The 12820-nt window shown below is 48.5% G+C and carries 13 protein-coding genes; all 13 read right to left on the bottom strand.

From position 1 onward, the window contains the following. Positions 1–26: 26 nt before the first annotated feature. The 13 genes from H8S52_RS05125 to rsxE all read right to left on the bottom strand — a co-directional run bounded on the left by H8S52_RS05125 (position 27) and on the right by rsxE (position 12819). On the bottom strand, positions 27–2234 hold the full coding sequence (locus H8S52_RS05125; RefSeq protein WP_186909415.1) for an HRDC domain-containing protein: 2208 nt from the start codon (positions 2232–2234) through the stop codon (positions 27–29). Positions 2235–2393: 159 nt separating this feature from the next. Continuing rightward, complete coding sequence (locus H8S52_RS05130; protein ID WP_117985114.1) at positions 2394–3278, bottom strand: F0F1 ATP synthase subunit gamma; 885 nt, start codon at positions 3276–3278, stop codon at positions 2394–2396. A gap of 62 nt (positions 3279–3340) precedes the next feature. Continuing rightward, entirely contained in the window at positions 3341–4924 is a 1584-nt protein-coding gene (gene atpA / locus H8S52_RS05135; RefSeq protein ID WP_117740113.1) for a F0F1 ATP synthase subunit alpha, read from the bottom strand. A 65-nt stretch (positions 4925–4989) separates the two neighbouring features. Next, complete coding sequence (locus H8S52_RS05140; RefSeq protein WP_186909416.1) at positions 4990–5550, bottom strand: F0F1 ATP synthase subunit delta; 561 nt, start codon at positions 5548–5550, stop codon at positions 4990–4992. Positions 5551–5568: 18 nt separating this feature from the next. After that, positions 5569–6069, bottom strand: coding sequence for a F0F1 ATP synthase subunit B (gene atpF, locus H8S52_RS05145; protein ID WP_005653917.1), 501 nt, complete (start codon positions 6067–6069; stop codon positions 5569–5571). 12 nt (positions 6070–6081) lie between these two features. Continuing rightward, complete coding sequence (gene atpE, locus H8S52_RS05150; RefSeq protein WP_005653914.1) at positions 6082–6339, bottom strand: ATP synthase F0 subunit C; 258 nt, start codon at positions 6337–6339, stop codon at positions 6082–6084. 63 nt (positions 6340–6402) lie between these two features. After that, on the bottom strand, positions 6403–7578 hold the full coding sequence (gene atpB / locus H8S52_RS05155) for a F0F1 ATP synthase subunit A (RefSeq protein ID WP_186909417.1): 1176 nt from the start codon (positions 7576–7578) through the stop codon (positions 6403–6405). After that, entirely contained in the window at positions 7562–7987 is a 426-nt protein-coding gene (locus tag H8S52_RS05160; RefSeq protein ID WP_117906229.1) for a hypothetical protein, read from the bottom strand. Before H8S52_RS05160 ends, atpB begins: the two co-directional genes overlap by 17 nt. Positions 7988–8020: 33 nt before the next feature. Next, positions 8021–8266, bottom strand: coding sequence for an ATP synthase F1 subunit epsilon (gene atpC, locus H8S52_RS05165; RefSeq protein WP_005653906.1), 246 nt, complete (start codon positions 8264–8266; stop codon positions 8021–8023). Positions 8267–8286: 20 nt separating this feature from the next. After that, on the bottom strand, positions 8287–9807 hold the full coding sequence (atpD, locus tag H8S52_RS05170; RefSeq protein ID WP_022103828.1) for a F0F1 ATP synthase subunit beta: 1521 nt from the start codon (positions 9805–9807) through the stop codon (positions 8287–8289). Between the two features lie 567 nt (positions 9808–10374). Beyond that, on the bottom strand, positions 10375–11409 hold the full coding sequence (galE, locus tag H8S52_RS05175; RefSeq protein ID WP_005653903.1) for a UDP-glucose 4-epimerase GalE: 1035 nt from the start codon (positions 11407–11409) through the stop codon (positions 10375–10377). 218 nt (positions 11410–11627) lie between these two features. Further along, complete coding sequence (rsxA, locus tag H8S52_RS05180; RefSeq protein WP_005653902.1) at positions 11628–12206, bottom strand: electron transport complex subunit RsxA; 579 nt, start codon at positions 12204–12206, stop codon at positions 11628–11630. Positions 12207–12234: 28 nt separating this feature from the next. Next, positions 12235–12819: an electron transport complex subunit RsxE gene (gene rsxE, locus H8S52_RS05185; RefSeq protein WP_005653901.1), complete on the bottom strand. Its 585-nt coding sequence runs from the start codon at positions 12817–12819 to the stop codon at positions 12235–12237. Position 12820 lies beyond the last annotated feature (1 nt).

Here is a 12820-nt window from a genome sequence, read left to right on the forward strand (position 1 = left end):
TAATCAGATACAGCGGTTCGACCATACTAAAACATAAGATCCGGCTCTGCCAATCCTTTCTCCTTGCAGTACGCATATACTATTTCCAGAATGGCGTCTCCGTACTTCTCCACCCCTTTCTTCCCGAAATAAGGGATGCGGACAAGCATGTCCTTGTCGGCAGGCAGCAGGTTGCTGATGCCCAAGATGGCCTTTTGCTGGATGACCGTGTAGACCGGCAGCCCCAAACGGGCTGCTTCCGTGTTTCTCCATGCCACCAGGCGGTCGTAAAGTTCAGGATGCAGTACGTCCGAAGGCACTTGAACGGAAGATGCCGCCGTTTCTTTCCTTTTGCGGTCCTGCATGTTCTTCTCCACCGTATCCAGCATGCCTCTCCGCTTCAGGTCTTCTTTGCCGGAGACAGCATGCTCGCCGATAGACAGTATGGCTTTCCGCTTCAAATACCCGGCTGTGCTGAATCCGTGTTCCGTTATGTATGCCAGCAGTCTGTTTTTCAACAGGAAAAGAGTATTCAAATCCTCTTTGGCTGCGTTCAGTTGCTTCTTCAGCACCTTATTATCCGTGGCAAGAGCGCGTGGCCCTATCAATACGGGATACAACAGCGCCATTTCATCTTTAAAGTAACCGGCTCCCGCAACAATCCGCTCCTGCAGGGTTTCGTCCGCAGCATAATCCTGTGCGGCGTCAATCAGGCGGTTGTACTGTATGCCGAACCTCTGCGCCACTTTTACCACCTTTTCGCGGAAACGCTCCGCCGCCTCTTTGTAGGCGGCAAGCTGCTTGGGATAGAGTTTATAAAGATGTTCATCGACCAGCCGTACATAGCGCTGCAACGCTTGTGCCAGCGGCAGGAAATCAAACAGTTCCGACAGCAGCCCGTGAAAATAGGCACGTTGCAGTGAATGGAAGCGGTTTTCGTCCGGTTCGTTCCGGCGGGCTTCTTCCGTAAACCGGTCTACGGCACGGTCGCTGATAACAGCCTTTGCCGAAAGCGGTGCGCTGAGCACCAGGCCTTCCAGCGTCTTGCAACGGCTCAGTGCCACATACGTCTGCCCATGCGCAAAGGATGCGCTGGCGTCGATAATGGCACGCTCAAACGTAAGCCCCTGACTCTTGTGGATTGTAATGGCCCACGCCAGTTTCAGGGGAAACTGCCGGAAGGTGCCTTCAATATCTTCTACAATCTCCCTGCTCTCTTCGTCCAAGACGTATTTCGCATTTGCCCACTCCTCTTCCTGCAACAGGAAAGTATCCCCGCTGTCTTTGGCACGTACCTCGATACTCTGGGCGGAAACGGAGGTTACCTCACCAATCATACCGTTGTAGTAGCGGTGCTCGCCGGAAGAGTCGTTCTTCACGAACATCACCTGAGCACCTTCTTTCAGTTCGAGAACTTCGTCCGTGGGGTATGAATATTCGGGAAACTTCCCCTCGACAGTAGCGCGAAACGCATAGGTACGTCCCGGAAGCTGTTCCAGCTCGTAGCTGTTGATACGCTGCGCCTGATAGTTATGGGTGACCAGACGGATATATCCTTCCTCTTTCCGAGGCTGGAAGCCGGGGAGATAGCGGCGGTTCAGCGTTTCCAGCACCTGCGGGTCGCAATGGTTCTCACGGATGCGGTTCAGCAGTTCCAGGAAGTCTCCGTCATTCTGCCGGTATACGGTCTTAAGCTCGATGGTGCAATATTCCGTCTGCTTCAGCGCGCGGCTGGAGAAGAAATAGGGAGTGTCGTAGTACTTGCTGAGCATCTGCCATTCCTCGTCTTTCACCACGGGAGCCAGCTGCTGCAGGTCGCCAATCATCAGCAACTGCACACCGCCAAACGGTTTGTAGGGGTCGCGGTAGCGGCGGAGCATTTCATCTACCGCATCCAGCAGGTCGGCGCGTACCATACTGATTTCATCAATCACCAGCAGGTCCATGCTGCGTATGATATTGATTTTCTCCTTACCGAAACGGAAGCGGTAGCTTGCCTTTCCATTCGTACTGAACGAGCTTTCGGGCACATAAGGCGCAAACGGAATCTGAAAGAACGAATGGATGGTAACACCGCCGGCATTGATGGCCGCTATGCCGGTGGGCGCAACGACTACCATACGTTTGGGACTTTCCTGCTTAAGCTTGCGCAAAAAAGTAGTTTTACCGGTTCCGGCTTTGCCTGTCAGAAAAAGATGAGTGCCTGTGCTTTCGATGAATTGCCACGCAAGCGCTAATTCGGGGTTCTGCTCCATTGTTCTTTTCGGTTTATTTTAGAACGGTAAAGGTAGTACAAATAAACAAAGGAAAAGGAAAACCGGCTAATGTTTTTTGCCGCACGGACGGCATCCGTAAAAAAAGAGGTCATATCCTTTTGGGACATAACCTCTTATCCTTGTTTCCTGCCGGAAAAATTATTTCATACTGCCGCCAATGATGTCCAGCAGCTCATTCGTAATCGCCTGCTGGCGGCTCTTGTTGTATTGCTTCGTCAAGTCCTGAATCAGCTCATTGGCATTGTCCGTGGCAGCCTGCATGGCAAGCATACGTGCCGCGTGTTCGGAAGTGTTCGAATCCAAGAGGACCGTATAAATCTTCTGGCTCAACACTTTAGGAAGAAGCTCGGCCACCAGTTGGGAAGCAGAGGGTTCTACAATATAATCATTGTTGAAACTGCTTTTTCCGACAGTCCCGGTTGCTTCTTCGGCTACCTTGCCCAAGTCGATGGGCAGATAGTTGTCTCTCGTCAGCACCTGCGAGCCCATAGACTTGAAATGATGATAAATCAGCTCCACCTTGTCGACGCGCCCTTCAAGGAACTCTTTCATCAGGAGTCCGGCAAGCTCGTAAGCCTGCACATACGAAGGCTTGTCGGCCATTTCCTGATAACTGCCTTGCGGCTCATATCCCAATTTCTTTACGGCTTCTTCCACTTTCCTGCCTACGGGATACACCAGGATATTCTCCTTGCCCAGCGACCGGTAGTCTTCCAGTGTACGCTCCAGCATCTTTGCCACGTTGGAGTTGAAAGCGCCGCATAAAGACGAATTGGACGAGAATGCCACAATTGCCACCTTCCCTACCGGACGCTCCTCGGTGTAGGGAGACTCTACCGTAACATCCGTACTCAGGAAGTTTGTCAGAATCTCGTTCAGCTTCCGTTGATAGGGCAGCATATTCTCAATCCGCCCCTGTGCCTTATGCAGCTTGGCGGACGCCACCATCTTCATCGCCGAAGTTATCTGACGCGTACTCTTGACGGAGCTTATTCTATTTTTTACCTCTTTCAGTGAAGCCATTTCATATAGTGATTAGGGGTTAGTGATTAGCGGTTAGGGGTTGCCGGATGCCTAACTGCCATCTACATAAATTGCTTGGCTGCCTTTGCCGCCGTCTCTTCTATCTTCTTGCAGACATTGTCATCGATGACACCCGACTTCAACACATCGAGCACCTCCATCTGATAATCTCTTTCAAGGAATTCGAGGAAACTGCGTTCAAACTCATTCACCTTATCCAAAGGCACATCCTTCAGCAAACCGTGCGTGCCGCAATAAAGAATGGCAATCTGCTTCTCTACAGGCATCGGACTGTACTGGGGCTGTACCAGCAAACGGGTATTCTTCTGGCCCTTGTCGATGGTGAGCGCAGTAACCGGGTCCATATCGCCGCTGAACTTGGTGAATGCTTCCAGTTCGCGATACTGTGCCTGGTCTATCTTCAACGTACCCGCCACCTTCTTCATTGCCTTAATCTGGGCGTTACCGCCTACACGGCTCACAGAGATACCTACGTCGATAGCCGGACGGTTGCCCTGATTAAAGAGGTTGGTGTCGAGGAATATCTGCCCGTCGGTAATGGAGATTACGTTTGTAGGGATGTAAGCCGACACGTCGCCCGCCTGCGTTTCGATAATGGGAAGCGCCGTCAATGAGCCGCCGCCCTTCACTCTGCCTTTCAGGCTTTCGGGCAGGTCGTTCATCTCGCGTGCCACCTCTTCCTGGTTGATAATCTTCGCCGCACGCTCCAGCAGACGGGAGTGCAGGTAGAAGATGTCGCCCGGATAGGCCTCACGTCCGGACGGACGGCGCAAAATCAAGGATACCTCACGATACGCCACGGCCTGCTTGGACAGGTCGTCATAGACAACCAGCGCATGACGGCCGGTATCGCGGAAATACTCGCCGATTGCAGCGCCGGCAAACGGGGCGTAATACTGCAACGCAGCCGGGTCGCCCGCCGTAGCTGCCACAACGATGGTGTAATCCATCGCACCGTTCTCGCGCAGCGTATTTACGATAGATGCCACCGTAGAACCTTTCTGGCCGATAGCTACGTAGATACAGTATACGGGGTCGCCTGCCTCGTAGTTGGCACGCTGGTTGATGATGGTATCGATGGCAATCGCGGTCTTGCCCGTCTGGCGGTCGCCGATAATCAGCTCACGCTGCCCGCGGCCGATAGGAATCATGGCATCGACAGCCTTCAGACCGGTCTGCAACGGCTGGTTTACCGGCTGACGGTAAATAACGCCCGGTGCTTTACGCTCCAACGGCATTTCGCAAAGCTCGCCGCCTATCAGTCCCTTGCCGTCCAACGGTTCGCCCAACGGGTCGATAACACGTCCCAACATACCCTCGCCTACCATAATGGAAGCGATACGCTTGGTACGTTTCACCACGAAGCCTTCCTTGATTTTATCCGTAGGGCCTAACAACACAGCACCTACGTTATCTTCTTCAAGGTTCATCACGATGGCTTTGATACCGTTGTCAAACTCCAGCAACTCGTTTGCTTCGGCATTACGCAATCCGTAGATACGCGCCACGCCATCGCTGACTTGCAGCACCGTACCGATTTCGTCCAGTTGCACGCGGGTGTCGATGCCTTCCAACTGTTTGCGCAGAATATCGGAGACTTCGCTTACTTTTATATTTTCAGACAACATTTTATTTAGCAATTAATGTTTAGTGATTAATGATCGGTATTCGGTTATATCACTAACCACTGTTATACAATTCTTCTGTTCTTATCAATGAACTGCTGTTTCACTCTCTTTAGCTGGGTAGCAATACTGGCATCCAGACGGAAATCGTTGATGTCGAATATAAATCCGCCTTCGATGGAAGGGTCAACATCGGTCTGTAACTCCATTTTGGCATGCAACAGATGGGAAGCGCTATTTCGGATGCGTTCCCAAATCTCACGACTTACGGGTACGGCAGTCGTCAGTTTCGCTACACCGATATGTCTGCTCTTTCTGTATAAGTCCAGATAGCTCAAACAGATATATTGCAGAAATGCCTCACGCCTGTTTTTTAATATCAGCGTAACGAAACGGGACAATTCCTGTCCGGCAGGAGCATCCCCCACTGCTGCGGTACAGATAAGCGAGAATTTCTCCTGTACCGGCAGTACAGGGTTCTCCAATGCCGCACGCAAATCAGGATGCTTCCTGAAGCTCCTGCTCAACGTGCGCATTTCCGTATACAGCCTGTCTTCCGTACCCGTGCTCTTGGCATACTCCATGAGAGCCTTTGCATACCGCATCGAAACAATTCCTATATCCATTTTTCCAAAGATTAATGATTAGCGATTGGCCGTCAGCATTTCGTCCAGCATACGGTCAATCATTTCCATCTGGTCTTGCTCTTTGTCCAGATTATGACGGATTATCTTCTCCGCAATATCTACCGATAGTACAGCAACCTGACGGCGGATATCACGGATAGCTTCTTCCTTCTCTTGCTGAATCTGCTGTTTCACATCATCCAGCTCTTTCTGTGCAAGGGCTTCGGCATGTTTACGCGCCTCGACAATAATCTTGTCACGCTCGTGCATTGCTTCCCGCATGATGCGCCCCTGCTCCTTGTTTGCAGCAGCAATCAACGCATCACTCTCCTCTTTCAGTTTGGCGAGCTGGGCGTTTGCCTGACGTGCCACTTCCAGCGACTGGTCTATGTAGGCCCTACGCTCTTCCACCATTTTCGTAATGACGGGAAAGCCGTATTTGGCCAGTACCACAAAAACCACGCCGAATGAAAGGAGCATCCAGAACAGCAGACCACTATCAGGTAATAACAATGACATAATTTATTTTTTTTATAAGAAGAATACCAACAGACACACAACAACCGCCAACAATGCAACACCTTCAATCAAGGCGGCGGCAATAATCATGTTCATACGAATATCTCCCGATGCTTCCGGCTGGCGTGCAATGGCTTCCATGGCAGAACTACCAATCTTGCCAATACCCATACCTGCACCGATAACAGCCAAACCAGCACCCAGGGCAGCGCCCAATTTACTAACTCCAACACCTGCCGCAGCAGCTTGCAATAATACAGATAGTAACATAACTTTCAAATTTTAAATTGTTATTTTATTAATGTTTATATTCCAGATAATCTTATCAGTTTCTCATTTTACCGCCTTCTTCTCACCGGCTTTCTCCGTGTGCTCTTCCTGTGCCAGACCGATAAACACCGCCGACAGCATGGTAAACACATACGCCTGGATAAAGGCGACCAGCAATTCCAATCCGTTCATAAAGATATTGAACAGCACCGAAGCTACCGTCAGCGAACCGTTCAAGGCAGGTCCCATACTTGCCGATATGAATATCAGACATGTAAGCACCAGCATTGCCATGTGTCCTGCCAGCATATTGGCAAAAAGACGTATCATCAAGGCAAACGGCTTCGTAAAGATTCCGAAGAACTCGATAAACGGCATCATGGGCACAGGCACTTTCAGCCACCAGGGCACATCGGGCCAGAAAATATCTTTCCAATATGTCTTGGTTCCGAAAATATTAACGGCAAGGAATGTGCACACGGCCAGCACCATTGTAATTGCAATGTTACCGGTGACATTTGCCCCGCCCGGAAATACCGGAATCAATCCCATAAGGTTGTTTATGAAGATAAAGAAGAATGCAGTAAGCAAGTAAGGGGCAAACTTACGGTACTTCGGTCCTACACAGCTCTTTATGACATCATCATTCACCATCATAATGAACATCTCCATAAACCCGACGAAACCGCCCGGAGCCGCACTGTCCTGAGGATGCCTGCGATACCAGCGGGCAACGCTCAGTACGATGACTATCAATAATACACTGTTGATGAGCAATGCCAGCGTAACCTTCGTAATGGATATATCCCACGGACGCACCTCATTGCCTGCTGCATCGTGCTCCACCAGTTTTCCTTCGTACTTGCTGCCTTCCGGAGCAATGGAAAGTCCCTCGTAACTGCCTCCGTTCTCCTCCAGACGGGAAGAAAGGAATACGTGCCACCCCGTTGTGCCGCTATATACAATGACGGGCAACGGAATGATAACCTTCGTTTCTCCGAAATCGGTGATGTGCCATTCGTACGAATCGCCGATATGCCCGAACACGATTTCCTTTACGTCTACCGTATTCTCCTCTTGCTCGGCAGGAGTCACATCGTCACGTTGGGCCATGCTGTCGAGTTCGGCCACAAGGCCGTTTTGCGCTGCGGGAATACTGTCGGCCTGCATAGAAACGGCAGGTAACAACAACCCACATGCCAGCAATACTCCGGTTAGTATGTTACGCAATTGTTTCATTTTCTTGTCTCTTTTTCTTTTTCAGCTTCCGGTTCATTTCAAAAGTGAAGAAAAACCAGGAGTCATAAGTCAAATATATCAGATAGTTAGCGATGAACGTCAACAGGAACTCTTTTGCTTCCTCACGCACTGCAACGCAATACACCAGCATCACAATGATAGATGCAAGCATCCGCATAACACGCATCAGCAGGTATATCTGCAACATCCGCCCCGGCATCCGGTAACGGCAGCTTTCAATCATGTTTATCATAAACATGCCGAAAACAAGGAAGAATACAGGTATCAGCGGATAACCGCCGAAATAGTGGTGCGGGAACACCGAATAATAAACCCATCCGCCTATGCCGCCCACCAGTACCGTTAGAAGCGCCACTTGCCACAAATAGTTCCGTTTTGTTATGCTCACATCAATTCGATTTAAGGTTGGTAATCAGAAGAGTCAGTCTATACAAACCGAAACTCTGTTGCTGTTCATCTCTACAAAACCGCCATGAATATCCAGTGCACGTTCTTCGCCGTCTTTCGTTACATAAGCCAGCGTACCTGCCTTCAACGACGATACAATGGGTGCATGTTGCACCAGAATAGTAAACGAGCCAAGCGTACCCGGCAACGTTACACTATCGACTTCGCCTGTGAAGATTTCTTTTTCCGGCGATACAATATCCAAATGCAGTCCTTTCATCTTTATAGTCTACTGAATTTTTATTTCTTTGCCTGTTCCAGCAATTTCTTTCCCTTCTCTATTGCTTCCTCGATAGTGCCGACATTCAGGAAAGCCGGTTCGGGCAGATAATCGACTTCACCGTCCAGAATCATTTTAAACCCTTTAATGGTATCTTCTATAGAGACCATTGTTCCGGGAACTCCGGTAAACTGTTCGGCCACAGCAAAAGGCTGTGACAAGAAACGTTGTACACGGCGGGCACGATTCACCAATGTGCGGTCGGCATCCGAAAGTTCTTCCATACCGAGGATAGAGATAATATCCTGCAACTCCTTGTTGCGTTGGAGAATCTGCTTTACGCGCTGAGCTACTTCGTAATGCTCCTGACCTACGATATGCGGGTCGAGAATACGAGAGGTGGACTCCAACGGGTCGACAGCCGGATAGATGCCAAGTTCGGTAATCTTACGGCTCAATACCGTTGTTGCATCCAAGTGCGTGAAAGTAGTGGCGGGTGCAGGGTCGGTCAGGTCATCGGCAGGAACATATACTGCCTGTACGGAAGTGATGGAACCGTTGCGTGTAGAAGTAATGCGTTCCTGCATAGCACCCATTTCCGTTGCAAGTGTAGGCTGATAACCTACGGCCGAAGGCATACGTCCCAACAGTGCAGACACCTCGGAACCGGCCTGGGTGAAACGGAATATGTTATCAATGAAGAACAATATATCGCGCGGACCGTTCGTTTCAGACCCCATGTCACGGAAAGATTCGGCTACCGTCAAACCGGACAACGCAACCGACTGACGCGCACCCGGTGGCTCGTTCATCTGACCGAATATCAGGGACACCTGCGATTTGGCCACTTCGTCATAGTCCACTTTGGAAAGATCCCAATGACCTTCTTCCATTCCTTTCTTAAACTCTTCGCCATAGCGGATTACACCGGATTCAATCATCTCCCTCAGCAGGTCGTTACCTTCACGGGTACGCTCTCCCACTCCGGCAAACACGGAAAAACCGTTCTGCTTCTTGGCGATATTATTGATTAACTCCTGGATGAGTACAGTCTTGCCTACACCCGCACCACCGAACAGACCGATCTTACCGCCCTTACTGTATGGCTCCAGCAGGTCGATAACCTTGATACCCGTATAGAGCACCTCTTGTACGGTAGTCAAATCTTCAAATTTAGGGGGTTCGCGGTGGATAGGATAAGCACCAGTACGGTCCAGTTCTTTCATTCCGTCGATAGAGTCTCCTACGACATTCATCAGACGGCCTTTGATTTGCTCTCCTATCGGCATAGTGATCGGTCCGCCCAACGGGTAAACTTTCATGCCTCTCTGCAGACCATCCGTACTATCCATAGCTACGGTTCTTACGGTATTTTCACCAATGTGCTGCTGTACTTCCACAATCAGCCTTTTACCGTGATTCTTTCTTATTTCCAGTGCGTCGTGAATGCTTGGCAGCATCAGCTCTGCCTCTGTTCCTTCAAAATAGACGTCTACAACAGGTCCGATAACCTGAGAGATATGTCCAACAATCTGTGACATAAGCAATCTTTTTATATTCTATTTTCCTAATTATTTCCAGTAAAATTGTAAGTCGCTGCATGGAATCTTCCATCAGTCATGTCGCGTCTTTCATCGTCCAAATTCACTTGCTCTACTAACATTCGCGCCAGACTGTTTGTTCATTCAAAATAGTTACATAAACAACTTCGCAAATGTATAAACAAATCACGTCTAATTGTTCTCCTCAAAAGCATTTTTTCTATAAATTACACTATTTTGAACGATTAATACTACAATGGGAACAATTTGTTCCACACATAATAACGTTGGTTAACAATCGGTAATGCACCTAATCATAAAAAGCCATCCGTATTCTCTTAAAAAATAAGCCCTGTCTCGCGACAAGGCTTATTCACAACACAAACACAAAATAAAACACGACAAAACTACTATGCAATCTTACCTGTCTATGCCGGGGAGGCATATGTACTAATTACGGATATTCACATATACATAAGCAGCGTCAGGCCGATTTGCATGTAATAAACAAATGCGGGGAAGCATTTGTTTATTTTCTGTATGTTAAAAAGTTCAAAATCTTTATTCTTATTGAATGCCTCTCTCACGAAGCTTCAACTGCCAGTTCCATGCGGAGCGCAAAGTATCTTCAATACCTACTTCCGCTTTCCAGCCCAGCTCTTCGTTTGCCAGTTTCGGGTCGGCCCACACCTTTACTATGTCTCCGGCACGGCGACCTACAATCTGGTAGTTCAGCTTCACACCGGTTGCCTTTTCAAACGCATTGATCAATTCCAATACGGAAAGACCGCGTCCGGTACCGATATTGAACACTTCCACTTTTTCTTTCTGTTTCTTCTCCAGAATACGGCGGATAGCTACAACATGAGCCTTTGCCAAATCCACCACATTGATGAAATCGCGGATACAGGAACCGTCAGGAGTATCGTAATCGTCACCGAATACACTCAATTTCTCACGGATACCGATAGCCGTCTGGGTGAGGTACGGTATCAGATTCTGCGGCACACCGTTAGGCAATTCACCGAGCAGTGCCGAAGGATGGGCGCCAATCGGGTTGAAGTAACGCAGCAGAATCGCATTGATGGGAGCACCGGAAGCAACCGTATCACGGACAATCTCTTCGTTGATTTGCTTCGTATTTCCGTACGGGGATTCCGCCTTCTTGATAGGAGCCTCTTCCGTTACGGGAAGATGGTCGGGCTGGCCATATACGGTACAGGAAGAAGAGAATACAATGCCCTCCACTCCATGCTTAGGCATCAGTTCGAGCAGGTTTATCAGGGAAACCAAGTTGTTGCGGTAATAAAGCAACGGTTTTTCCACAGACTCTCCCACCGCCTTGCTTGCCGCAAAATGGATAATAGCCTTGATACCTTTATATTTAGCAAACACAGCGTCGAGACCGGCGTAATCCAGACAATCCAATTTCTCGAATGCTGGACGGATGCCCGATACCTTTTCAATGTTGTCTACAACATCTGCGCTGGAGTTTGACAGATTATCGATAATAACGACTTCATAACCTGCGTTCTGAAGTTCTACCACAGTATGAGAACCAATATAGCCGGTTCCGCCTGTAACCAAGATTTTCTCTTTCATATTAATATAGATAATTTAGCTTTTAGGTTATCATTAGGCTACAAATGTAAGGAAATAAATTCATAAAGCACGTACATGACCGGTAAAAATTAACCAAAGAATATTTCACCCCTGACCGTGTACGATAACTCTGCCTATAAAAGACAAAGCGAAGAAACCGCCCTCTTCTTTTACAAAGAGAACCGGTTCTTCGCTTTATCTAAAAATCAGAGTATATCTTAGAGCTTAACTACACCGGAGAAGCCCATGAATGCCATAGCCAGCAAACCGGCGGTAATCAAAGCTATCGGAGTTCCCTGCATACCCTTCGGCACGTTCACCAGACTCATCTGTTCGCGCAGACCTGCAAAGAGCGTCAACGCCAGACCGAAGCCGATAGCCGTAGAGAATGCATAAACCACACCGGTCAGCAAATCATAATCTTTCTGGATAACGAGGATAGCCACACCGAGAATACAGCAGTTCGTTGTAATCAGAGGCAAGAACACACCTAAAGCCTGGTATAAAGAAGGAGATACTTTTTTCAGGATAATCTCCACCATCTGCACCAATGCGGCAATCACAAGGATAAAGGTGATGGTTTGAAGATAGCCCAGACCGAAAGCATCGAGCACAAACTTCTGAATGAGGAACGTTACGATTGTAGCAATAGTAAGCACGAATGCCACTGCTGCCGACATACCCAACGCCGTCTCCACTTTCTTGGATACGCCCAGAAACGGACAGATACCCAGGAATTGCGACAACACAATGTTATTGACAAAGATTGCCGAGATAAATATCAATATATATTCCATAATATCAATTCTAATTATGAATTACAAATTATGCTTTCTTGAAGCTGTTAACCAACGCAATGAGGTATCCCAAAGCAATAAACGCACCCGGTGCAAGAACAAATACCAGCATACCGTATTCTTCGGGAAGAATCGTGAGGTTGAATATCTTGCCTGTGCCCAGGAATTCGCGGACAGCACCCAATAAAGTCAATGCGATAGTAAAACCTAATCCCATACCCAAACCGTCGAAGAAGGATGCCACCGGATTATTTTTGGCAGCAAAAGCCTCGGCGCGGCCCAGTACGATACAGTTTACTACAATCAGCGGAATAAACAAGCCCAGTGTCGCATAAAGTGCGGGAACGTAAGCCTGCATCACCATTTGCAGCAGTGTTACGAACGATGCGATTACAACAATGAAAGAAGGAATGCGCACCATATCCGGAATAAGGTTCTTGATAGCGGAAATCACCACATTGGAACAGATAAGCACGAACATCGTTGCCAGTCCCATACCCATACCGTTGATAGCAGATGAAGTCGTACCCAATGTAGGACACATACCAAGCAGGAGTACAAACGTAGGATTCTCTTTTACAATCCCGTTCATCAATACTTTAAAATTATTCATA

This window comes from Bacteroides sp. NSJ-48, assembly GCF_014287405.1.
In the GTDB taxonomy this organism is placed as follows: domain Bacteria; phylum Bacteroidota; class Bacteroidia; order Bacteroidales; family Bacteroidaceae; genus Bacteroides; species Bacteroides stercoris.

Coding starts and splice junctions, on each gene's coding strand:
- H8S52_RS05125 (WP_186909415.1), bottom strand. CDS start 2,234: ATGGAGCAGAACCCCGAATTAGCGCTTGCGTGGCAATTCATCGAAAGC.
- H8S52_RS05130 (WP_117985114.1), bottom strand. CDS start 3,278: ATGGCTTCACTGAAAGAGGTAAAAAATAGAATAAGCTCCGTCAAGAGT.
- H8S52_RS05140 (WP_186909416.1), bottom strand. CDS start 5,550: ATGGATATAGGAATTGTTTCGATGCGGTATGCAAAGGCTCTCATGGAG.
- atpF (WP_005653917.1), bottom strand. CDS start 6,069: ATGTCATTGTTATTACCTGATAGTGGTCTGCTGTTCTGGATGCTCCTT.
- atpE (WP_005653914.1), bottom strand. CDS start 6,339: ATGTTACTATCTGTATTATTGCAAGCTGCTGCGGCAGGTGTTGGAGTT.
- atpB (WP_186909417.1), bottom strand. CDS start 7,578: ATGAAACAATTGCGTAACATACTAACCGGAGTATTGCTGGCATGTGGG.
- atpC (WP_005653906.1), bottom strand. CDS start 8,266: ATGAAAGGACTGCATTTGGATATTGTATCGCCGGAAAAAGAAATCTTC.
- atpD (WP_022103828.1), bottom strand. CDS start 9,807: ATGTCACAGATTGTTGGACATATCTCTCAGGTTATCGGACCTGTTGTA.
- galE (WP_005653903.1), bottom strand. CDS start 11,409: ATGAAAGAGAAAATCTTGGTTACAGGCGGAACCGGCTATATTGGTTCT.
- rsxA (WP_005653902.1), bottom strand. CDS start 12,206: ATGGAATATATATTGATATTTATCTCGGCAATCTTTGTCAATAACATT.
- rsxE (WP_005653901.1), bottom strand. CDS start 12,819: ATGAATAATTTTAAAGTATTGATGAACGGGATTGTAAAAGAGAATCCT.